General features: G+C 61.3%; 23 protein-coding genes. 21 read left to right on the forward strand and 2 right to left on the reverse strand.

Features of this window, described 5'->3' with window-relative positions:
- Positions 1–17: 17 nt before the first annotated feature.
- On the reverse strand, positions 18–1,013 hold the full coding sequence (locus MTX36_RS26635) for an HAD family phosphatase (protein WP_243622672.1): 996 nt from the start codon (positions 1,011–1,013) through the stop codon (positions 18–20).
- Positions 1,014–1,214: 201 nt separating this feature from the next.
- Here MTX36_RS26635 and MTX36_RS26640 point away from each other — a divergent pair, with 201 nt between their 5' ends.
- The 11 genes from MTX36_RS26640 to MTX36_RS26690 all read left to right on the forward strand — a co-directional run bounded on the left by MTX36_RS26640 (position 1,215) and on the right by MTX36_RS26690 (position 9,723).
- On the forward strand, positions 1,215–1,475 hold the full coding sequence (locus MTX36_RS26640; RefSeq protein ID WP_243622694.1) for a glutaredoxin family protein: 261 nt from the start codon (positions 1,215–1,217) through the stop codon (positions 1,473–1,475).
- Positions 1,476–1,615: 140 nt separating this feature from the next.
- Positions 1,616–2,506: a redox-sensing transcriptional repressor Rex gene (locus tag MTX36_RS26645; protein WP_243622673.1), complete on the forward strand. Its 891-nt coding sequence runs from the start codon at positions 1,616–1,618 to the stop codon at positions 2,504–2,506.
- Positions 2,503–3,861 (forward strand): glutamyl-tRNA reductase, encoded by a 1,359-nt coding sequence (locus MTX36_RS26650; RefSeq protein ID WP_243622674.1) that lies wholly within the window; start codon positions 2,503–2,505, stop codon positions 3,859–3,861. Before MTX36_RS26645 ends, MTX36_RS26650 begins: the two co-directional genes overlap by 4 nt.
- Positions 3,858–4,814, forward strand: coding sequence for a hydroxymethylbilane synthase (gene hemC / locus MTX36_RS26655; RefSeq protein WP_243622675.1), 957 nt, complete (start codon positions 3,858–3,860; stop codon positions 4,812–4,814). Before MTX36_RS26650 ends, hemC begins: the two co-directional genes overlap by 4 nt.
- 60 nt (positions 4,815–4,874) lie before the next feature.
- Entirely contained in the window at positions 4,875–6,437 is a 1,563-nt protein-coding gene (locus MTX36_RS26660) for a bifunctional uroporphyrinogen-III C-methyltransferase/uroporphyrinogen-III synthase (protein WP_243622676.1), read from the forward strand.
- Between the two features lie 81 nt (positions 6,438–6,518).
- Entirely contained in the window at positions 6,519–7,493 is a 975-nt protein-coding gene (gene hemB / locus MTX36_RS26665) for a porphobilinogen synthase (RefSeq protein ID WP_243622677.1), read from the forward strand.
- A gap of 51 nt (positions 7,494–7,544) precedes the next feature.
- Positions 7,545–8,171: a hypothetical protein gene (locus MTX36_RS26670; RefSeq protein WP_243622678.1), complete on the forward strand. Its 627-nt coding sequence runs from the start codon at positions 7,545–7,547 to the stop codon at positions 8,169–8,171.
- A gap of 31 nt (positions 8,172–8,202) precedes the next feature.
- Complete coding sequence (locus MTX36_RS26675) at positions 8,203–8,640, forward strand: hypothetical protein (protein WP_243622679.1); 438 nt, start codon at positions 8,203–8,205, stop codon at positions 8,638–8,640.
- The gene (locus MTX36_RS26680; RefSeq protein WP_243622680.1) at positions 8,633–9,130 is read left to right on the forward strand and encodes a hypothetical protein; all 498 of its coding nucleotides are present in this window, start codon (positions 8,633–8,635) and stop codon (positions 9,128–9,130) included. Before MTX36_RS26675 ends, MTX36_RS26680 begins: the two co-directional genes overlap by 8 nt.
- Entirely contained in the window at positions 9,123–9,395 is a 273-nt protein-coding gene (locus tag MTX36_RS26685) for a hypothetical protein (protein WP_243622681.1), read from the forward strand. The genes MTX36_RS26680 and MTX36_RS26685 overlap by 8 nt, the downstream gene beginning before the upstream one ends.
- A gap of 46 nt (positions 9,396–9,441) precedes the next feature.
- Complete coding sequence (locus MTX36_RS26690; RefSeq protein ID WP_094271743.1) at positions 9,442–9,723, forward strand: metal-sensitive transcriptional regulator; 282 nt, start codon at positions 9,442–9,444, stop codon at positions 9,721–9,723.
- Positions 9,724–9,736: 13 nt separating this feature from the next.
- On the opposite strand, the gene MTX36_RS26695 is transcribed toward MTX36_RS26690, so the two are convergent.
- Positions 9,737–10,348: a TetR/AcrR family transcriptional regulator gene (locus tag MTX36_RS26695; protein WP_243622682.1), complete on the reverse strand. Its 612-nt coding sequence runs from the start codon at positions 10,346–10,348 to the stop codon at positions 9,737–9,739.
- A 289-nt stretch (positions 10,349–10,637) separates the two neighbouring features.
- Here MTX36_RS26695 and MTX36_RS26700 point away from each other — a divergent pair, with 289 nt between their 5' ends.
- The 10 genes from MTX36_RS26700 to MTX36_RS26745 form a co-directional block, all read left to right on the forward strand.
- On the forward strand, positions 10,638–11,384 hold the full coding sequence (locus MTX36_RS26700) for a 3'(2'),5'-bisphosphate nucleotidase CysQ (protein WP_243622683.1): 747 nt from the start codon (positions 10,638–10,640) through the stop codon (positions 11,382–11,384).
- On the forward strand, positions 11,381–12,286 hold the full coding sequence (gene cysD / locus MTX36_RS26705) for a sulfate adenylyltransferase subunit CysD (protein ID WP_243622684.1): 906 nt from the start codon (positions 11,381–11,383) through the stop codon (positions 12,284–12,286). Before MTX36_RS26700 ends, cysD begins: the two co-directional genes overlap by 4 nt.
- On the forward strand, positions 12,286–14,187 hold the full coding sequence (gene cysN / locus MTX36_RS26710; RefSeq protein WP_243622685.1) for a sulfate adenylyltransferase subunit CysN: 1,902 nt from the start codon (positions 12,286–12,288) through the stop codon (positions 14,185–14,187). The genes cysD and cysN overlap by 1 nt, the downstream gene beginning before the upstream one ends.
- A gap of 25 nt (positions 14,188–14,212) precedes the next feature.
- Complete coding sequence (locus MTX36_RS26715; RefSeq protein WP_243622686.1) at positions 14,213–14,572, forward strand: nuclear transport factor 2 family protein; 360 nt, start codon at positions 14,213–14,215, stop codon at positions 14,570–14,572.
- Complete coding sequence (locus MTX36_RS26720) at positions 14,566–15,357, forward strand: SDR family oxidoreductase (RefSeq protein WP_243622687.1); 792 nt, start codon at positions 14,566–14,568, stop codon at positions 15,355–15,357. The genes MTX36_RS26715 and MTX36_RS26720 overlap by 7 nt, the downstream gene beginning before the upstream one ends.
- Positions 15,358–15,374: 17 nt before the next feature.
- On the forward strand, positions 15,375–16,550 hold the full coding sequence (locus MTX36_RS26725) for a sulfotransferase (RefSeq protein WP_243622688.1): 1,176 nt from the start codon (positions 15,375–15,377) through the stop codon (positions 16,548–16,550).
- Positions 16,551–16,585: 35 nt separating this feature from the next.
- Positions 16,586–17,647: a DUF1214 domain-containing protein gene (locus MTX36_RS26730; protein WP_243622689.1), complete on the forward strand. Its 1,062-nt coding sequence runs from the start codon at positions 16,586–16,588 to the stop codon at positions 17,645–17,647.
- Between the two features lie 116 nt (positions 17,648–17,763).
- Entirely contained in the window at positions 17,764–19,377 is a 1,614-nt protein-coding gene (locus tag MTX36_RS26735; RefSeq protein ID WP_243622690.1) for an ABC transporter substrate-binding protein, read from the forward strand.
- Positions 19,378–19,506: 129 nt separating this feature from the next.
- Positions 19,507–20,382, forward strand: a complete 876-nt coding sequence (locus tag MTX36_RS26740) for a TIGR03619 family F420-dependent LLM class oxidoreductase (protein ID WP_243622691.1) — start codon at positions 19,507–19,509, stop codon at positions 20,380–20,382.
- 332 nt (positions 20,383–20,714) lie between these two features.
- On the forward strand, positions 20,715–22,026 hold a 1,312-nt coding region (locus MTX36_RS26745; RefSeq protein ID WP_243622692.1), incomplete at its 3' end, for an Ig-like domain-containing protein.

Here is a 22,026-nt window from a genome sequence, read left to right on the forward strand (position 1 = left end):
ATCCGGACGTCAACTACTTACGCGCTCTGTTCTTTTCTTCGCGCCAGGATGACGGCGAGTGCCCCGCCGATCGCCCCGAGAATCAAGGCCGTGGGAACGCCGATCTTGGCAGCTTTGCGGGCGGTGCGGAAATCACGCACCTCCCAGCCGCGGTTCTTCGCGAGTTCACGAAGATCGGCGTCGGGATTGATCGCGACAGGCGTACCGACCAGGGACAGCATCGGAACGTCGTTGTGGCTGTCGGAATATGCAGAGCATCGTTTGAGATTGAGACCCTCACGGACCGCCAGTGTGCGGACGGCGTGCGCCTTTCCCATGCCGTGCAGGATGTCGCCGACGAGACGGCCGGTGAAGACACCGTCCTCGCTCTCGGCGACGGTGCCCAGCGCGCCGGTCAGACCCAGACGCTCGGCAATGACCTGCGCCAGTTCGACGGGGGTGGCCGTCACCAGCCAGACCTGTTGGCCGGCGTCCAAATGCATCTGCGCCAATGCGCGGGTACCCGGCCAGATCTTGTCCGCGATCACTTCGTCGTAGATCTCCTCACCGAGGCGAGCGAGTTCGGCAGTGGACCGACCGGCGACAAACGAGAGGGCTTTCTCGCGGCCCTCGGCGACGTCGTCACTGCTTTCGCGCCCGGTGACCCGGAATTTGACCTGCTTCCAGGCAAAATCCATGAGATCAGACGTCTTGAGGTACTTGCGGGCATGAAGGCCACGCGCAAAGTGAACAATCGACGCACCCTGAACCATGGTGTTGTCGACGTCGAAGAATGCTGCGGCCGTGAGGTCGCGCGGAACCGTCGGCGACTCGTCGTCCGCGGTGGGCTCGACCGGGGTGGCAGCGGCGGTGAGCGCAAGCGCTGCATCCACACTGGCCTCGCCGGCGAGGTTGGCTCGAACTTCCGATTCGCTCGGGCCAAGCGGATTCTTGACGCGGCGACGCCCGGGGAGAATGACCCCGGCCAGCCCCGATCCGAATCCGGAGCCGTTCGGTAGTGATCGCGCAGGCACCCGCACCTCCTGTGTTGCACCGTTGAGCAGAAAACTCTTCGAGTCAGCCTATCCTCCACAACGCGGCACCAAGGGTTGGATGGCGATGAGCGCGGCGAGTGTGTGACCTTCCTCTCCGCCGATTTGGTATCGAGGGGGCGGCAGACGGCAGACTCGGGGGATAAGTAGATGAGCATCCAGCCCCGGAAAGGTACTTACTCGATGACTGCGGAGAGACATGTTGTGACCCTGTTGACACGCGCAGGATGCGCTTCCTGCGTCGGCGCGGCGGAGGCGGCGCGAAGGGTCTGCAGTGAGTTCGAGCTTGAAGTGACGTGCATCGACGTGGATGAAGCTGCTGTGAGCGACCCTGAATTGCGGGCCGAGTACGGCGACCGATTACCGGTCATTCTTCTCGACGGGCGTGAGCACGGTTACTGGGAAGTCGACGAAGAGCGCCTTCGAGACGATTTACGCAAGTAAGGCAACCCTCAATCGGGAGAAATCGATGGCTTTGCAGGTTAAAGGCACATCGAACCCGTTCCAAGCAACTTTGTGCATGGGTTCACAAGCGGTTACCGTGGTGTGAACATTCCCCCGGAGCATCGTGGAGGTCGACAGTTGTGTCGGTCGGACGAGGAGCCAACGACGTGACCGAACCGCACCAGACGCCTGAGCCGCTGGCTCAGCGCGTCACCGGCGCTGCGGACACTTCTGTCACTACAGTCAGTGCCGCTGCTGCGGATTCCTCGGCTACTACACAGGATCGCGTCATCCCCCAGGCTACGGTGACCCGGTTGGCCGCGTACCTGCGGGTCCTCGGAGTGATGTCAGACCGCGGCACTTCCATCGTCTCCAGTGAAGAACTCGCGCAGGCCTCAGGCGTCGGATCAGCGAAGTTGCGCAAAGATCTGTCGTTCCTCGGCCCCAACGGTGTTCGCGGAGTCGGATACGACGTCACCAAGCTGCGCATCCGCATCGAGCGAGCTCTCGGGCTTGATCGTGGGCACAAAGTTGTCCTCGTGGGTGTCGGTAACCTCGGCAAAGCTCTGGTCGGATACGGCGGATTCAGCCGACGAGGCTTCGAGATGGTCGGACTGTTCGACAGTGATTCCGGCCGGGTCGGAACCCAGGTGGGGGAGTTGGCCGTTCGCGATACCGCCGAACTCGAATCCGCCTGCCGGGAACTGAAGGCCACCATCGGTGTCATCTCCACTCCCGACGAGGCCGCTCAAGACGTCTGCGATCAGTTCGTCCGGGCCGGCCTTCGGTGCATCATGAGCTTTTCGCCCATCGCCCTCGATGTACCGGACCACGTGGAACTTCGCCGCGTCGACCTGGCCGTCGAAATGCAGGTCCTATCCTTCAACAGCGCACGCAACGCAGATCAGGCGTCCAACGGGCCCCGAGTACGCGTCGCACATGCGGCATCCGCTTCGTCTATCCCATCCACAAGTTCACCCGCTCCCGTCGGGGCAGGTTCGACCAGAAACGGATCAGTGATCGCGCCGTGAGTGTTCTGCTTGTCGGGGTCTCGCATCAAACCGCACCCGTGCCGGTTCTCGAGCGAGTGGCTGTTACCGACACCGATCGTCCGAAGTTGATCGACAAGCTTCTGGCGTCGTCACACATCACCGAGGCGATGATCGTCTCCACCTGCAACCGGGTGGAGGTCTACGCAGTAGTGGATGCGTTCCACGGTGCGCTCGCAGAGGTTGGCGAGATTCTGTCCGACCATTCGGGCTTGGATCTCACAGCTCTGCATATGCACGCCTACGTGCGCTACAGCGAAGCCGCCGTCGAACATCTCTTCGCCGTAGCCAGTGGGCTCGACTCGATGGTGATCGGCGAGCAGCAGATCATCGGTCAGATCCGCACTGCTTACGCGTCTTCCGATGCACAGCACGCCGCCGGACGGGTCATTCACGAGTTGGCGCAGCAGGCACTGCGTGTCGGCAAGCGAGTCCACACCGAAACCGGAATCGACTCTGCCGGAGCATCAGTGGTGTCGGTAGCGCTCGACCGTGCCGCCCGAATCATCGGTGACGGCGGGTTGGCCGGACGTACCGCAGTGGTCGTCGGCGCCGGAGCGATGGGCGGGCTCTCCGTTGCGCACCTGACCCGGGCCGGTATCGACCGCATCATCGTCGTCAACCGCACCCGCGAGCGTGCCGAGCACCTTGCTGACACTGCGCGATCCAATGGCGTCGTCGCAGAAGGCGTTGCCTTCGAAGAGCTTTCGTCCGCTATGGCGCAGGCCGACGTTCTGGTGACCTGTACCGGGGCAGTCGGAGCCGTTATCACGCTGGCCGACGCTCACCGGGCGCTTGCTCATCCGGGCCGCGACGCCACCAAGCATCTCGTGATCTGCGACCTGGGCCTGCCCCGTGACATCGACCCGGCCGTCGCCGGCCTTCCCGGCGTCACGGTGCTCGATATGGAAGCGCTGCAACGTGATCCGGCCGCCGGTGCCGCAGCATCCGACGCCGAGGCTGCCCGCGCAATCGTTGCCGGTGAACTGGCCACCTACCTGGCCGGTCAGCGACTCGCCGAGGTCACCCCGACTGTCACCGCGCTGCGACAGCGCGCCGCCGACGTCGTCGAAGCCGAACTGATGCGACTCGACTCGCGTCTGCCCGGACTCGACGATCCGCAACGAGACGAGGTAGCACGCACCGTGCGTCGCGTCGTGGACAAACTGCTGCACGCGCCCACAGTGCGCGTCAAACAACTGGCGTCCGCGCCAGGCGGCGACTCGTATGCAGCGGCGCTCCGTGAGCTCTTCGAGCTCAGCCCCGGATCGCCCGCTGCAGTTGCCGCGCCCACCGATCTGGTGGACGAACGCTTCGGAAAGGAACCGCGGGCATGAGCAGTAATATCTTGCGGATCGGTACTCGCGGAAGTCTTCTCGCCACTACCCAGGCCGGAACCGTGCGCGACGCACTGATTGCGGCCGGGCATCCGGCAGAGCTGGTCATCATCAAGACCAAAGGCGATCAGTCCACTGATCCGGTGCAGACCATCGGTGTCGGTGTCTTCACCGCCGAGCTCCGAGAAGCTTTGGCGGACAATCGCGTCGATGTTGCCGTGCATTCGTACAAGGACCTTCCGACCGCTCAGGATTCTCGCTTCGTGATCGCGGCAATCCCGGTTCGTGAAGATCCTCGCGACGCGCTGGTTGCCCGTGACGGACTGGTGCTCGGTGAACTGCCGGTCGGCTCAAAGGTCGGAACGTCTGCGCCGCGACGAGTTTCGCAGTTGCGCGCACTCGGCCTCGGACTCGACATCGTGCCGCTGCGCGGAAACCTGCAACGCCGGTTGGGCAAGGTCGAATCCGGTGAACTCGACGCCGTGATTCTCGCGCGTGCCGGCCTGTCCCGGATCGGTCTGCTCGATCTCATCACCGAGAACATCGAACCGGTTCAGATGCTGCCCGCGCCCGCGCAGGGCGCGCTGGCAGTCGAATGCCTCTCCGCCAATGAAGAATTGGTGGCGATACTCGCGCAGCTCGACGACGCGAGTACTCGGGCTGCGGTTACCGCCGAGCGGTCACTGCTCGCAGAACTCGAAGCGGGATGCACAGCGCCCGTCGGGGCAATCGCCGAAATCGTCGAATCGATCGACGAAGACGGCAACATTTTCGACGAACTGTCGATCCGCGGCTGCGCAGCCGCACTCGACGGTTCGGACGTCATCCGTACCGGTGCCGTCGGTGCACCGGACAAGGCCGAGGAACTCGGCCGAGCGGTGGCGCGTGAGTTACTCGAACTCGGCGCCCGAGAGTTGATGAACGTGACCACAGGCGAGGCCGCCGATGTTTGACACAACCAATTGCACTTGCACCAAGTTCCCATTTCGATACAGCGCACTGGAGAATCACCGATGACCCGAGTCCGAAAGAACACTCCCGGACGGATCCTGTTCGTGGGATCGGGACCGGGCGACCCCGCCCTGCTCACCGTTCGCGCCCGCGACGTCCTCACCGGCGCAGCTTTGGCGTTCACCGATCCTGATGTGGACAAGGGCGTTGTCGCTCTTGTGGGCATCGACATGGGTCGGGACGAAGAAACCGGTGAACTGATCGCCGACGTGCGACCCGCTCTCGGGGAGCCCGCCGAGGTTGCCAAAACTCTTGTGCACGAAGCGAAGAACGGCCACGACGTGGTCCGTCTCGTCGCGGGTGATCCGCTTACCACGGATTCCGTGATCGCCGAGGTCACCGCCGTAGCCCGCACCCAAGTTCAGTTCGAGGTTCTACCCGGACTTCCGTCAGGTTCGGCCGTGCCGAGCTACGCCGGTATGGCACTGGGTTCGGGTCACACCGAAGCCGACGTCCGCGGCGAGGTCGATTGGGCTGCTCTGGCGGCAGCACCGGGACCGTTGGTTCTGCACGCTACCTCCGGGCACCTCGCCGAGACGGCGAGTGCACTGGTGGAAAACGGTATGGCACCACAGACGCCCGCCGCTATCACCGTGCGCGGCACCACGCGTCAGCAGCGCACCGTCGAAGCAACATTGGCAACGCTCAACGAAGCCGGATCTGAACTCGTCGGCTCGCTCATCGTGACTGTCGGCAAGGTAGTCAGCCAGCGCAACAAGATGTCCTGGTGGGAATCACGCGCGCTGTACGGCTGGACTGTCCTCGTGCCGCGTACCAAGGATCAGGCCGGCGAAATGAGTGACCGTCTGGTCACCCACGGCGCCATCCCGATCGAGGTTCCGACCATCGCCGTCGAACCGCCGCGTAGCCCGGCTCAGATGGAGCGCTCCGTCAAGGGTCTCGTCGACGGTCGTTACCAGTGGGTCGTCTTCACTTCCACCAATGCTGTTCGCGCAGTGTGGGAGAAGTTCGAAGAATTCGGTCTTGATGCCCGCGCATTCTCGGGTGTGAAGATCGCCTGCATCGGTGAAGCCACCGCAGCCAAGGTTCGCTCGTTCGGCATCAACCCCGAGCTGGTACCCAAGGGTGATCAGTCCAGCGAAGGTCTGCTGGCCGAATTCGCGCCCTACGACGACGTTTTCGACCCGGTCAACCGAGTTCTGTTGCCCCGCGCCGACATCGCAACCGAAACCCTCGCCGAGGGTCTGCGTGAACGCGGTTGGGAAATCGACGACGTCACCGCTTACCGCACCGTGCGCGCTGCACCGCCGGCCGCCGAGACCCGCGAGATGATCAAGACCGGCGGGTTCGACGCCGTCTGCTTCACCTCCTCCTCGACGGTTCGTAACCTCGTCGGTATCGCCGGCAAGCCGCACGCTCGCACCCTGGTTGCGTGCATCGGACCGAAGACCGCCGAGACTGCCATCGAGTTCGGCCTGCGCGTTGACGTGCAGCCCGAAACTTCGCAGGTCGGCCCCTTGGTCGAGGCACTTGCGGAGCACGCTGCTCGACTTCGTGCCGAGGGCGCACTGCCGCCCCCGCGGAAGAAGTCTCGTAGGCGCTAGTTTTTCCTCTGCTGTGCGCCTTTATTAAACCGCCCGCGGTTAATAAAGGCGCACAGCAGTCCCGACGTAGGAGGGCCTCCTGTGTTTCCGACCCATCGTCCTCGCCGACTCCGGCGCACTCCGGCGCTTCGGCGCCTGGTAGCGGAGACCACGCTCGAGCCGCGGCATCTCGTGTTGCCGATGTTCGTCGCGGATGGGATCAGCGCCCCGCATGAGATCAGTTCCATGCCAGGCGTTTATCAGCACACGCTCGATTCACTACGCGTCGCGGCTACCGAGGCCGTGGCAGCCGGCGTCGGCGGATTGATGTTGTTCGGTGTCCCCAAACCTGAAGACAAGGATCCGCAGGGTTCGGGAGCCACCGACCCCGACGGAATTCTCAACGTCGGATTGCGTGCTCTCGCAGAAGAGCTCGGCGATTCGACGGTCATCATGGCCGACACGTGCTTGGACGAGTTCACCGATCACGGTCACTGCGGAGTCCTTAGCCCTAGCGGTGCCGTCGACAATGATGCGACTCTGATTCGATACATCGAAATGGCTCTCGCGCAAGCAGATTCAGGGGCTCATCTCCTCGGTCCGAGTGGAATGATGGACGGCCAGGTTGCAGCTATCCGCGGTGCGCTCGACGCTTCCGGTTACACCGAGGTCGGACAGTTGGCCTACGCAGCGAAGTACGCGTCGGCGTTCTACGGACCTTTCCGCGAAGCTGTCGGATCCTCGTTGGAAGGTGACCGTCGTACCTACCAGCAGGACGCGGCCAACCGTCGTGAGTCGATGCGCGAGGTCGACCTCGACATCGCCGAAGGCGCAGACATGGTGATGGTGAAGCCGGCCATGTCCTACCTCGACATCCTGCGTGAGACCGCCGACCGCTCGCCGGTTCCGGTGGCTGCCTACCAGATCTCGGGGGAGTACTCGATGATCACGGCGGCAGCGCAGAACGGCTGGATCGACCGGGATGCGGCAATTCTCGAATCGTTGACCAGTATCCGGCGGGCCGGAGCAGATGTTGTGCTTACTTATTGGGCTGCCGAAGTTGCCGGCTGGTTGTGAAGTGACGCGAGCATTGGTGAGTATGGCTGCTCCGACGGATACGCTGTCTTCATGACCGAGCAGTGGCCGCCTCCTCGCCAGGAACCCCCGTACGACAACGAGCAGTACCAACACCAGCAGTACCAAAACCAGTTCCACCCCCTCGGTCCGATGCCGACCAATCCGTCGCCGCATTCGTCGGGAAACAAGGCTGAACCGCCGACCGACGTGGTGACGGCGATTCAGTTGTGGTGGGCGGTGACCGTGCTGGGTGTCGTGCAGGGCGGCGCGATGATCGCGATAATGCTCGGCCAGAAGTCCACGTTTGTCGACGAGATGCTCCGCAACCCCGCTGCAGTTGACGCGGGCCTCACGCGTGCCGACATCGAGAACGTCTTCCCGATGGCAGTTGTGATGGCAGCAGTCATGATCCTGATATTCACGGCCTTGTTCCTACTAGTCGTGCGATCGATGAGTCGTGGCAAGAACTGGGCACGCATGCTGTTGACGTTCGGCGGAGTCTTCATGGTGGTCTCCGCAGTACCGGTGATTCTGGGCCTCGGCGTCGGCGGCGGTACGACGCTCTTGCTCGGTGGCGCACAGATCCTGCAGGCGGTTGCCGCGGTTTTTGCGATTGTGATGATGCACCGCAAGGACTCGAATCCATATTTCCTCAGATTTCCCCCGCAAGCGCGGTGAACATGATGGCGGATAGCCCAGGCGGGGCGCTGTGAGATCGTCGAGTAAAGTCCGGCCGCCGACTACGGTCGACGCGGCCTTCTGGTTGTGGATTGCGAGCGCATTCCTGCTGATCCTGTTCGGCTTGATCAATCTGTCGAGCGCCTCGTACTCACTGCGAGAACAGTTCTCCGGTCAGGGCATTTCTCCCGGCAATATCGATACCTATGTCACTTTTGTGCGCGTCTTCGGTGTGGTGTTGCTGCTCAGCGGACTGATTGTCGGCGGTCTGGCCACTCCGACGCGGATGGGCCGGAGTCTGTATCGACGAATTCTTGTCATTTATTCGGGTGTGTTCTCGGTACTGCAGATCGCTTTGGTGGTTGCCGGGATCAGCACGCTCCTGGCGCTCGTCGTTCCCGTCATGCTAATTGGTGCCGGTGTGTCGATCTATCGTGATTCGACGCGGAGTTGGTTTGCCCATGGTTGAAGATTCGCCAGAGGTCCTCTTCTACGAGCCGGGCTCACGGATGGTTGCCATCGCATTCGGCCCGATTTTCTGTGTGATTGCGCTGATCATCGAACTGTTCACCGGTCCTGTTGTGCACTGGTTCGGGTTGGCGATGTTCGCGGTAATCCTGACCGGGTTGGTATACGTGCAGGTGATTGCTGCGCGTCGGCATGCCAGCGTCCAATTGACCACCACGACGCTGCGCCAGGGCACCGAGGAGGTGCCGCTCCAGGAAATCGCGGAGATGTTTCCCGAATCGGATGACGCCGCCTACGAAGAGGACATGGAACCGTGGGAGACCGCTCGGGCACTGGGCGAACTCTCGGGTGTACCGCGCCGGCGGCACGGCATTGGTTTACGGCTGACAACCGGTGGTTTGGTTCGGGCCTGGGCGAAGGATGACAAGGCATTGCGCGAGGCCTTGAACCAGGTGATGGGCGCTGAAAAGGAAAGCGTGAACGATGAATGAGCGACGCGGTGGCGTCAAAGAGGGTGCCAAAACTTGGGTGGGTGTCGTCGGTGCTGTGGCCGCTCTGGCGCTGGCGGTGATGTGCTGGAATGCCGGCCGAACCACCTCGACCTTCGCTCCGCTGATCGAGGGTGCACCGCCGTTCGAAGGGACCCACTACGACGGCCTGTGGATTTCGGGTGCAGGATTGTCTGTTCTGCTGGCAGGTCTGATGATGATCGATGTGATTCGACGAATACGTATGGGGTCTGTCGCACTTCACTGACCCGCACTTCAACCACCCGGATACGGGTAGGGGGTATGCTTGCGGTATGAGTAGTTACAGCCCGGAGCAGGAAGACCTGCTCAAACGTCTTCGTCGCATCGAAGGTCAGGTCGCCGGTATCTCGCGCATGGTTGCGGACGACCGGTACTGCATCGATGTCCTCACGCAGGTATCTGCGGCTACCAGTGCATTGCAGTCCGTGTCTCTGAAACTTCTCGACGCCCACCTTGCCGGGTGCGTCGTCGAAGCAGCCAAGCAGGGCGGTCCCGAAGCGGACGTCAAGATCAAGGAAGCTCAGGCCGCAATCGCACGTCTCGTAAAATCCTGAGCAATGGTTCGATTTATGCTGTGATGGCCCGCGCGAGTGCGCGGGCCGAGACGTTCATCAGGTGCTCCGGGGAGAGTTCCTTGGCGATGTTGTTGACGATGGTGTCCGCCAGGCCTTTGAGTCCGGAGAGTACGACGTGGATCAGCGCGGGGTCATCCAGCAGGGAACTTCCCTCGGCTGCGGCAGCTTCGATGAGGGCGCGAATCAGCGCCGCGTTGTAGACCGCCACGGAGGCATGAAGTTCGAGCATGCTCTCCCTCTCGGATCCGGCCATGCCCTCGATATCGCGCCAGGTGGTGGTGAGTCGACCCACCCTGGCCCAGTGCCGTGCAAATTCCGGAATTATCGAAGCCAGTAGTGTCGTGAGCCCTTGGTCGCGGGGGAGCGAGTTCACGAAATCGGCCATCTCGAGTTGGCTTTCGCTGAGTAGCGCCGCAAAGATGTCCTGCTTGTCGACGAAGTACTGATAGATCAATCCTGTGCTGGTACCCGCACGTTTCGCGACGGCGCGGATGGTCAGTGCCGAGTACCCGCCTTCGTCCAGGAGCGAGATCGCCGCATCCAGTGTTCGGCGTCGACGTACTTCGGCGTCACCGTAGATCGAGTTACTGCTGGTACTGCTCATTCGATCACCGTAGCCGGGACTGCGTCCAACCTCAATTGCGGATGAACACTGTTCGTTCTCGAGCACTCAAGGGTCGGTAAGGTAATACGCATCACAGAAAAAACATTGTTCAAAATAGAATGAACATCGTTCATTCTTCTGCTACTGTGTGCTTCAGGCCACAGTCGAGGTGCTCCGACAAACCGAACCCTCGCCGGTCTAGAAGATTCGGGCTACCGGCTCGATCGCAGACATTTAGTTCCTCCCCGGCGCGAAAAGCGCGGGAGGTCTACACAGTTGTGGAGTACAAATGACACGAACCACGGACGAGCAGGCGGCCAGCGACGTCGCTACTGCGGCCGGTGTGCTCTTGCTCGAACATCGGAAAACTCTCGGTGACGCTGGATTGGACCCGGCACAGTTCAAGAACGCTGCGGATCAGCTCAGCCACGAGTTCATCGTCGCCGAACTTGCCCGACGCTTTCCCGGTGATGCGGTGCTTTCAGAAGAGGGCGCCGACGACACTGCCCGTCTGAGTGCCGATCGTGTGTGGATCGTCGACCCGCTCGACGGCACCCGCGAGTACGGCGAAGCCGGCCGATCGGATTGGGCCGTGCATGTTGCTCTGGTCGAAAAGGGTTCTCTCACCGTAGGAGCCGTCGCGATGCCTGCTCTCGGGGTTACCTACTCGAGCGCCGATGGCGACGGTGGACACAGTTCGGCCACACCGGTTCGAGTTGTGGTGTCGCGGACGCGGCGCCCAGAACCGGTCATGCGGATGGCGGATTCGATGGATGCTCAGTTGATCGAGATGGGCTCCGCCGGAGCCAAGGCCATGGCGGTGGTGTGCGGGGACGCAGATGTCTACGCCCACGCCGGTGGCCAGTACGAGTGGGATTCGGCGGCACCGGTTGCCGTTGCACGCGCTGCCGGACTGCATGTTTCACGTATCGACGGCAGCGAGCTGCGCTACAACCAAGAGAATCCGTGGTTGCCGGATCTGCTGATCTGCCGACCTGAACTCGCCGCCACAGCACTGGAGGAATTGGGACGATGACCGTTACACTGACCCATCTCGAACGGCTCGAAGCCGAGAGCATTCACATCATGCGTGAAGCTGTGGCGCAGAGTGAGAACCCGGTGATGCTGTATTCGGTGGGTAAGGACTCCGCCGTGATGCTGCATCTCGCGCGAAAGGCCTTCTACCCGTCGAAGCTCCCGTTTCCGTTGCTCCATGTCGACACGACCTGGAAGTTCCGCGAAATGTACGACCTTCGTGACGAGACCGCAGCCTCAGCGGACCTCGATCTGATCGTGCACACCAATCCGGAATGTGTGGAGAAGGGGATCAACCCGTTCACCCACGGCAGTGCCGTCCACACTGATATGTGGAAGACCGAGGGCCTCAAACAAGCCCTGGATCACTACAAGTTCGATGCGGCCTTCGGTGGCGCTCGCCGCGACGAGGAAAAGTCACGGGCCAAGGAACGGATCTTCTCGATTCGATCGGCTGCGCACCGCTGGGATCCGAAGCAGCAGCGACCGGAATTGTGGCGGATGTACAACGTCCGCAAATCGCCGGGGGAGAGCCTGCGCGTGTTCCCGCTCTCGAACTGGACCGAGCTGGATGTGTGGGAATACATACGCCAGGAACAGATTCCGATTGTCCCGCTGTATTTTGCGGCGAAGCGGCCCGTCGTCGAACGTGACGGTGCGTTGATCATGGTCGACGACGACCGGATGCCGTTGCTGCCGGGTGAAACACCGGAACTCAAGAGCGTTCGTTTCCGGACCCTCGGGTGCTACCCGTTGACCGGGGCCGTCGAATCGACTGCCACCAGCTTGACCGAGATCATCTCGGAAATGTTGCTCACCACCACTTCCGAACGCCAGGGCCGGGTCATCGACCACGATTCCAGCGCGTCGATGGAGAAGAAGAAGCAAGAGGGGTACTTCTGATGACTGTTTCCTCGGATCTGATCGCCGACGACATCGAGGCTTACCTCGAACGGCACGCCAACAAGAGCATGCTGCGCTTCATTACCTGCGGCAGCGTCGACGACGGCAAGAGCACCTTGATCGGCCGTTTGCTCTACGAGTCGAAACTTGTTTTCGACGACCAACTTTCGGCACTCGAAGCGGATTCGCGCAAGAGCGGAACACAGGGCGAAGGGCTCGATTTTGCGCTCCTCGTCGACGGGCTCGCAGCCGAACGTGAGCAGGGCATCACCATCGATGTCGCCTACCGTTACTTCACGACCGAACGTCGTAAGTTCGTTGTCGCGGACACACCGGGACATGAGCAGTACACCCGCAACATGGTGACCGGCGCTTCGACCGCTGATCTCGCGGTGATCCTGGTCGACTCGCGCAAGGGCATCCTGACGCAGACCCGCCGACACTCGTATCTCGTGTCGTTGCTCGGCATCAAGCACGTAGTGCTCGCGGTCAACAAGCTCGATCTCGTCGACTACTCGCAGGAGGTGTTCGACACTATCGTGGCGGACTACACGTCCTTCGCTTCCGAGATCGGACTCGACGGGTTCGTGGCCATTCCGATGTCGGCGTACAAGGGTGACAATCTCACCGAGCGCAGTGCTCTCACGCCCTGGTACACGGGTCCCAGTCTGATCGAGCACCTCGAGAGCGTCGATATCGACGACTCCACCCAGCGCAGTCCGTTCCGGATGCCGGTGCAGTGGGTTAACCGACCGGATCTCGATTTCCGCGGATTCTCCGGCCAGATCGTCTCCGGGACAGTGCAACCCGGCGACTCGGTACGGGTACTGCCCAGTGGGAAATCGTCGACAGTGGCTCGCATCGTCACCATGGGCGGTGACCTCACCGAGGCGGGTGCCGGGCAATCCGTCACGATCACCCTCAACGACGAGATCGACATCAGCCGAGGTGACGTTCTCGCAGTCGCGGACGTTCCGCCGGCAGTCTCCGATCAGTTCGAAGCGCACATCGTCTGGATGGGTGAAGGCGAGATGCTGCCCGAACGGCCGTATCTCTGCCAGATCGGCAGCATCACCGTTCAGGCACGTATCACCAAGCCGAAGTACAAGATCAACGTCAACACACTCGACAAGAACGCCACCACCACACTGGCGCTCAACGAAATCGGTGTCTGCAACATCAGTTTCGACCGCGCCGTGCCGTTCGACCCGTACACGGACAACCGTGACATGGGTGGCTTCATCCTCATCGACCGCCTCACCAACGGCACGGTCGGTGCCGGGCTGATCAAGCATTCCTTGCGTCGGTCGGACAACATCCATTGGCAGGCAGTCGATGTGGATGCCAATGCCCACACCCGACTCAAGGGACACAAGCCGGCGGTTCTGTGGTTCACCGGACTCTCGGGATCGGGAAAGTCGACGATCGCGAACGATGTGGAGCGTCGACTGCACGCCCTCGGTGCCCATACTTATCTCCTTGACGGCGACAACGTTCGTCATCGTCTCAATCGGGATCTCGGGTTCACCGAGGCTGATCGTGTCGAGAACATCCGCCGCGTCACCGAAGTCGCCCGGTTGATGGCCGACGCCGGCCTGATCGTTCTCGTCTCCTTCATCTCGCCGTTCGACGCTGAACGGCAGGCTGCGCGAGAATTGATCGGTCCGGAACAGTTCTCCGAGATCTACGTTGACACCGACATTTCCGTCGCAGAGCAGCGTGACCCGAAGGGCTTGTACAAGAAGGCTCGCCGCGGTGAGCTCAGTAACTTCACCGGCATCGATTCGCCTTACGAGCCGCCGCAGCACCCGGACCTTCGGATCGAGACGGCAACTACGTCTCCGGCCGTCGCCGGTGCTGCTGTCATCGAACACCTCCGCACCCGCGGAATCATTTCCTGACACGAAAGAAATATGAGGAGTAGCTGTGCCAAATCGATCTGAAATCGTCTCTGCTGTCGAAGATTACGTCAATCACCTCGGGAACCATGACGTCGACAAACTGGTTGCGTTGTTTGCGGACGAGGCTCTTCAACACGAACCTCTGGGCGTCAAGACATACAGCGGGATCGACGAAATCCGAGCCTTCGATACGGCGAACGCTCAGGTCGACTTCACTGTGAGTCTCCTCGGTCCGATCACGGTGACGGGAAAGTACGCAGCGATGCAGTTGCGGGTGCAACGCGCGGGTATGGCGGATTTTGCGACCACGGATCTCTTCGAGTTCGACGAGAACTGCAAGATCGTTTCTCTGAGTGTGGTTCTCGATTCGCAGGCCCTGTGTTGAGCGCTTCGGGCCTACTGGCCGGGAAGGTTGTTGTGGTCTCGGGAGTGGGGCCGGCGTTGGGGCGTTCGATTGCCCTGCAGAGCGCGGCGGCCGGGGCGAGCGTCGTCCTGGCTGCCCGCACGCGGGAGCGCTTGGAATCAGTGGCAACGGAGATCCGTGATCGCGGCGGAATCGCGCTGGCAGTTCCCACCGATCTCACCGACGTCGATTCGATTGAGGCGTTGGCGCAGAAGGCACTCGACGAGTTCGGGGCCGTGGACGCCCTGGTGAACAATGCCTTTGTTCAACCGGCACAGGTCCCGCTCCTGGATGCGGACTTGACGTCCATCCAGTCGGGGATCGACATCAACCTGATTGCGGCGCTCAACGTCACCCGCGCATTGGTGCCGGCACTGACTGCGTCACAGGGGTCCATCGTGATGGTCACGTCCATGGTGCTGCGTAATCAGCTTCCCGGGTTCGGGGCGTACCGGATAATGAAAGCCGGACTTCTGGCAATGGCGCGCAGCCTGTCGATCGATCTCGGTCCCAAAGGGATTCGAGTCAACTCCGTTGCCCCCGGCTATATCTGGGCGGATTCGGTCAAGAACTTCTTCGACAAGAAGGCGGCGGCCGCCGGGGTCGACCCCAAGGTCATCTACGACGAGATCGCAGCCGGCACCGATCTACGCCGGCTACCGGAGCCGGACGACATCGCCAATGCTGTCGTGTTTCTCCTGTCCGACTCGGCCAGAGCCATCGCCGGGCAGTGTCTCGACGTCAACTGCGGCCACACCCACCACTGAACTAGAAGGACTGATCGATGACACACGATTACGACGGGATTGGTTCCATCGAGGACCTGCACCAGGCCGCGCGTGAGACAGCCGGGTACGACGATTTCGGCAGTGACGGCTATCTCGAAGGGCTTGGGGTTCTGCTCGAGTCGTTCGAGCGGGAGGCCGACCTCACGCCCCAGGGGAAGGTGATCGCTCGCAAGATGATCACCGGAGCGCTTGCGGGGCGCCTGACCAGCGAGGCCGGCTTCGCGAAATACCCCGAGCACGTCGACGTTCCGATCGAGCGTCCGATCTTCGTGGTCGGGTTGACGCGGACTGGCAGCACTGCCCTCCACCGGTTGCTCGGTGCGGACCCGGCGCATCAGGGTGCCGAGATGTGGCTCGCCGAGACACCGCAGCCACGCCCCGATCGCGACAAGTGGTCGGAGAATGAAGATTACATTCGCTCCGATGCCTTCTACCGAGCACGCCAGCGCAACGAGGCAGACTTGATGAAGGTGCATTTCATGGGTGCCGAGGAGGTTGAGGAATGTTGGCGTCTGCTGCAGCAGACGATGCTCTCGACCGCGTTCGAGACCATCGCGCACGTACCGAGCTACTCGCAGTGGCTGGAGAAGCAGGACTGGACCGAAACGTACGCGCGGCACAAGAAGAACCTGCAGCTGATCGGGCTCAATGACCAGGATCGGCGGTGGGTCCTCAAGAGCCCTAGCCATGTCTTCGCGATCGACGAAATCATGCGGGTCTACCCGGATGCGTTGTTCGTTCGCACCTTCCGCGATCCGCAGACGTCGATGGCGTCCACCTTCAGCCTTGCGGAGCAGGGTGGGCACGACATGTCGAAGGCGTTCGACCGCCCGACCATCGGACGCACCCAACTCGACCTGTGGGCGCGCGGTAACGCGAACTTCAACAGTGCGCGTGCCCGTTACAATCCGGAGCAGTTCATCGACGTTGACTTCAAGGACTTCCTCGCCGACGCGGTCGGTACGACCTCGAAGATCTACACGCAGTTCGCACTGCCCTTCACTGACGAGGCTCGCGCCGCCGTGGAGGTGTCGCATCAGGCGAGCCTCGCGGAACATCGCCGTCCGTCGCACCAGTATTCGCTCGAGGACTTCGGCGTGACAACCGCCGACGTCGAAGCAAAGTTCGCCGCGACAACCCCCGTCGCTCCGATCGCCCCCACCACCGTCTAGATGCTCGAAATATCAACTAGAACAAGGAGATTCAGATGAACGCTACTTGGGAAAAGTTCTGCGCAGAGTTGCTCGACGTCGGAAAGATCCTGGAGGACGAGATCGTCCCTCAGGATCCGCTGACCCAGGCCGAGGGCGTCCGCTACTTGAGTCGGTTGCTCCGGTACGGAACGATCAACTGCGTCGAGTACACCGATCCGCGGTGGCCGCAGTTCTCGTCGGCTCCCAACCCCAACATGATGACGAAGATCGGTGCCGATAACCCGGACAACGTCTACATGCGTGCCAATATTTCCGGCAAGTTCAGCTACCGGATTATCGGCACCCGGGGCACCGTCCCGCTGATCACCTTCGGTTCACGCGTCAATCGATACCACATTGACGGCACCATGTTGCAGACCGGCGACCTGCACATTCACGACCTCGAGGTTGACGAGAACGGTCGTTTCGAGTTCATCGCGAGCGTGGACAAGCCCGCCGAGGGTGCCTGGCTGCCGTTGGCACCCGACAGCAACCTCATCTCCGTCCGGCAGACCTACAAGGACCGTCGCAACGAGGTTATCGGTGAATTGACTATCGAGTGCCTGAACCCCGAGGGGGAGTTCGTACCGCTTAGCCCGGAGGAGATCGGCGAGCGTCTGAGCAAGTCGGTCGGGATCGTGAAGGGTATGGCGGAGACGTTCCTCGAGTGGTCCCGCAAGTTCCAGCCGCACACCAACGAGATCTTCGACTGGGGGCAGGATTACTTCCAGAACGCGGGCGGCGACCCGACGATCTTCTACTTCCACGGGTATTGGAAGCTCGCCGAGGACGAGGCGTGGGTCATCGAGACCGAGATTCCGAACTGCGAGTACTTCAACTTCGTGCTGCAGAACTTCTGGGTGGAGTCGCTCGACTACAACCGGACGAACATCTACATCAACAACCACACCGCGAAGCTGAACGACGATGGAACCATGACAATCGTTGTGGCGGCGAAGGATCCGGGCTACGGAAACTGGATCAACACCGATTCCCACGCGGAGGGGACTTGGGCGATGCGCTGGATCAAGGCGGACTCGCACCCGATCCCGACCGCGAAGGTAATCAAGCTCTAAGCAGGCAGGCTCACCCGGTCTTGTGTGAACAGTCGTACTACGCGGCCGTATCGGCCGTGTAGTACGTCGCCTCGTTGGGCGGAAAGTTCACCGGCCCGTCTCAGCAGGGGAATCGTATGCACACCAAGATAATTCGATCCTGTACCAGCCTGATTGCACTCGCAATTTCAGGTGCAATGTTGTTGACCGGCTGTGCGTCGAGTAGTGGTGACGCCCCAGCCGCAGACTCCCTCGCCGGTAGTAGTGTGGCAGGCTTCGTGGGCGCACCGGATGCCGGAGCACCGATCGACGGAGGCAATCTCACCTTCGGGTCGTATTCATTCCCGGCAGTGCTGGATCCAACCAAAACTCAAACCGCCGGCTCAACTGGCGGAACCGAAATGGCTGCAATCTACGACACGCTCATACGCAGCAACTCGGCAACCGAGAGCTTCGTGCCCCAGCTTGTGAAGACGCTGACGAGCAATGACGACTTCACGGTATTTACGGTGACGTTGCCGGAAGGTCTGACCTTCAGCGATGGAAGCACTCTCGATGCTGAAGCCGTGAAGTGGAGCATCGACAGATTCGTGGTCGGCAAGGGCGACGTGTCGCAGTCCTGGCTGAATATCGTCGAGCGAGTCGATACTCCGAACGCAACCACAGTCGACTTCGTGCTCAAACGGCCGTGGAAGCAGTTCCCGGCGTTGTTGTCGATGGGCCCCGGAATGATCGTCGCACGAAGTTCAGAGGCGGGCGGAACGTTCACCCCGATCGGGGCGGGGCCGTTCACCTTGGCCAAGTTCGCGCCGCACGAGGAGTTGGTACTCGCTGCGCGCAAGGACTATCAGGGTGGTAAGCCTCCGTTGGACACAGTGCGGTTCGTTCCCACCTCGGGTGCCCAGTCCCAATACGAGTCGCTGAAGAGCGGCCAGATCGACATGACATACATCCTCCGTGACGAAGGCGTCATCAAGCAGGTTCTCGCCGACGGATACTCCGGCTACCTCAGTCCTACCGGTCAGAACGGAATCGGCACGATCAACAACCGAGCCGGCAGGCCGGGTGCTGATGTTCGCGTTCGACAGGCGATCGCCTACGGGGTAGACCCGGAAGCGATCAATACTCGTGCGAACAACGGGTTAGGTACCGCCAGTTCCGAACTGGTCCCGGAGTCGTCGCGTTGGTACAGCAACACCGAAGGCATTCCCTTCGATCCGGAGAAGGCGAAAACTCTGCTCGATCAAGCGAAAGCCGAGGGGTACGACGGCAAACTCCGCTACCTCGCAACGTCCGAACCCAACCAACAGGCCACCGCGTTGGCCGTGCAAGCGTCGCTGAACGCAATCGGCTTCGACGTGGCTATTGACTACGCAACCGACGTGACGGACCTGGTCCGGCGGGTGTACAAAGATCATGATTTCGATATGACCCGCGGTGGCGCGCCGGTCGGGGAAGAAGCGCCCTACATGAATTTGTACAACAGCATGGCCAGCGATTCGAAGAACAATCCTTCCGGGTTCGCTGACCCGGAGATGGACACCCTGATCACAGCGGTCCAGACCGCACCGACTGACGATGCTGTCAGTGACGCAATCAGCAAAGTGCAGAAATATGCCAATGTGACTGTGCCTTATGCGATCTGGGGTCCAGCTTCGGTATTGACCGCGTGGGATGAAAACATTCACGGCGTCAAGCGCAATATCACGGACATCATGTTCTTCGACGAGGCTTGGATCTCGCCGAACTGATCTGCCGCGGGGACGACCGGGGCGGAATTTCTTCGTCCCGGCCATCAGGACGAGGTGTTTTGTTCTGTACTGCAAGACAATACGGTCGTGGATGTAATACCGGTCGAAGAGCGATGAAATGGTGGAGCGATGAAGTGGTCGTTGGCGGGCGCGATGATCGATGCCCTGGATTTGTGCGAGTTGGCTCAGGTTGCAGAAGAAGCAGGATTCGACGGTCTGTCGATGTCCGATTCGGTGTTCTATCCGGAACATGTCTCGGCGCCTTACCCGTACTCGCCTGACGGTAAGCGGATGTGGGCACCGGAGACTCCGATGCCGGATCCCTTCATCGCCATGGCAGCGATGGCCGCCGTGACACAGCGAATCCGGTTCTATACCAACGTACTCAAGCTCCCGTTGCGAGATCCGCTGTTGACGGCCAAGCAGGTGTCGACCATGGCCGTGATGTCCCGAAATCGGGTGGCTATCGGCATTGGACTCTCGTGGATTCCGGAGGAATTCACGTACACGCGCACAGAAATGCGTACTCGAGGTGCCCGCACCGATGAGGCAATCGAGATTTTGAAGGCGGTGTGCGCAGGTCGCGGCCCGGAATGGGTCGAATACCACGGCAAACACTACGATTTTGATGCATTGATGATCAGCCCCGCACCCGATGCGCCTGTTCCGATCTTCATCGGCGGACACAGCGAACCCGGTCTGCGACGCGCCGCCAGGTTGGCCGACGGTTGGATCTCGGTGAATGTGACCAAAGACGAATTGGCCTCTGCTATTGAGCGTCTCGCACAGTTGCGGGCCGAATACGGTCGATCCGACATCCCGTTCGAGATCAACGTTTCGCCGACCGATGTCCGCGACATCGACGGGTATCGGGAACTCGAGGCTCTCGGCGTCACAGAGATCCGGGTGTCTCCGTGGCATCGGTACGGTATTGCTGCCGACGATCGCCGGGGACGCCTTGATTCGATTCGTCGTTTTGCCGACGAGGTCATCGCGCAGTACTGAACGATCAACGTCTGGACTTCCGCTTGTGAGTGCTCGGACGACCCACTGTCGGTCGACGACATGGTGAAGCATGAGGCTCGATCCCGACCGCGGAGGTAGTGAAGATCTAGAGACCGTCACAGGGTGACGGCTGCCGGTTTCCGCCGCACCGACCCCATGACTCTGAACCTCAACTTGAGAGTTGACCTGGGGTTATTGTCGTTTTTTATATACCGTCCAGTAACTTGCGCAAAACTGTAACGAGTTCCGCTTTTCAGTGAGAAAGTGTGTTGGATTTCACTCAACCACGATGCCTGTGACGGTTACCACCTGGTCGGGCGCAAGGAGTTTCAATGTCGAAATCCTCGGTACAGCGCGTTGCTGTACCGATCACCAGCGTGGCAGTTGTCGCTGGAATGATGCTGATCGGTAGTCCGGCCAACGCCGAGACGACGTCCACCCCGTTCAACAGTTCTTGCCAGGCCAAGTCTCTCGTCACCGTCGACAAGACCGTCGCCGCCTCGATGACCGTCGACGCGCCGGCGACAGTTGCGCCGGGTGAGATCTTCACCTACCGCATCAAGCCGAACGCGTCCTCCTATCCCAACTCGGACTCGGGTGCGACGACGACCAACCTTTCACGACTGAAGTACGACTACGCGATCCCCGCCAATGCCGAGTTCCAGAGCGCCGCAGTCGTGGGCGCCGGGATCAACATCGGCGGCGTGACTCCCAATGTCCTGCGCGTCAGTGAGGCCGGCGCCGTCGACAATGTCGCCGGCCCCATCGTCCGGCTCTCGGGCAATAACGAGGTCATCGGCAACGGTGCGAACAACAACCTCAAGGCCGAGGGCGGCATCCTCGTCCCCAAGAACAAGAAGAATATCGACGGCTCGGCGAACGCAGGTGGCGACAGCTGGTACCAGCTTCCGGCGGTCGACATCACGGTCAAGGCCCTTGCGCCCGGCGTGATCACTCCGAAGGTACGCACCGCCGGCAGCGCCGCCAACTACGGCGCTGACCAGAACTTCAGCACCTCGCTGGCGAAAGCCTCGGTCCCGGTTCTCGGAACCCAATGGGCGCCCACCCGTTGCATCCCCAGTGACAACAAGAGCGCTCTCAACGCCGGCGCCGGCGCCCTGGCCACCATCACGGTCGCCGAGGCAGGTCCCGTCGTCGTCGACACTGCCACCACGCTGAATGCTCCGGCGACTGCCAAGACGGGTACGGCTGTGGATCTCACGGCTACCGTCGCTCCGGCGGGTGCTACCGGTACCGTCGATTTCAAGGACGGTGCAACAGTTTTGGGTACCGCACCGGTTAATGCTGGTGTTGCGACGCTGAACCACACGTTCACCACCGACGGCAGCCATTCGATCACGGCTGTGTACTCCGGTGACGCCACGAACCGTACGTCTACGTCGGCGGCTTCGACGGTCGAGGTTTCCACGGATCCGGTCATCGTCGATTCCACGACCACGTTGAACGTTCCGGCGACAGCGAAGACGGGTACGGCTGTGGATCTCACGGCTACCGTCGCTCCGGCGGGTGCTACCGGTACCGTCGATTTCAAGGACGGTGCAACAGTTTTGGGTACCGCACCGGTTAATGCTGGTGTTGCGACGCTGAACCACACGTTCACCACCGACGGCAGCCATTCGATCA

Source organism: Rhodococcus sp. ARC_M6, from assembly GCF_022810305.1.
Classification (GTDB): Bacteria; Actinomycetota; Actinomycetes; order Mycobacteriales; family Mycobacteriaceae; genus Rhodococcus_F.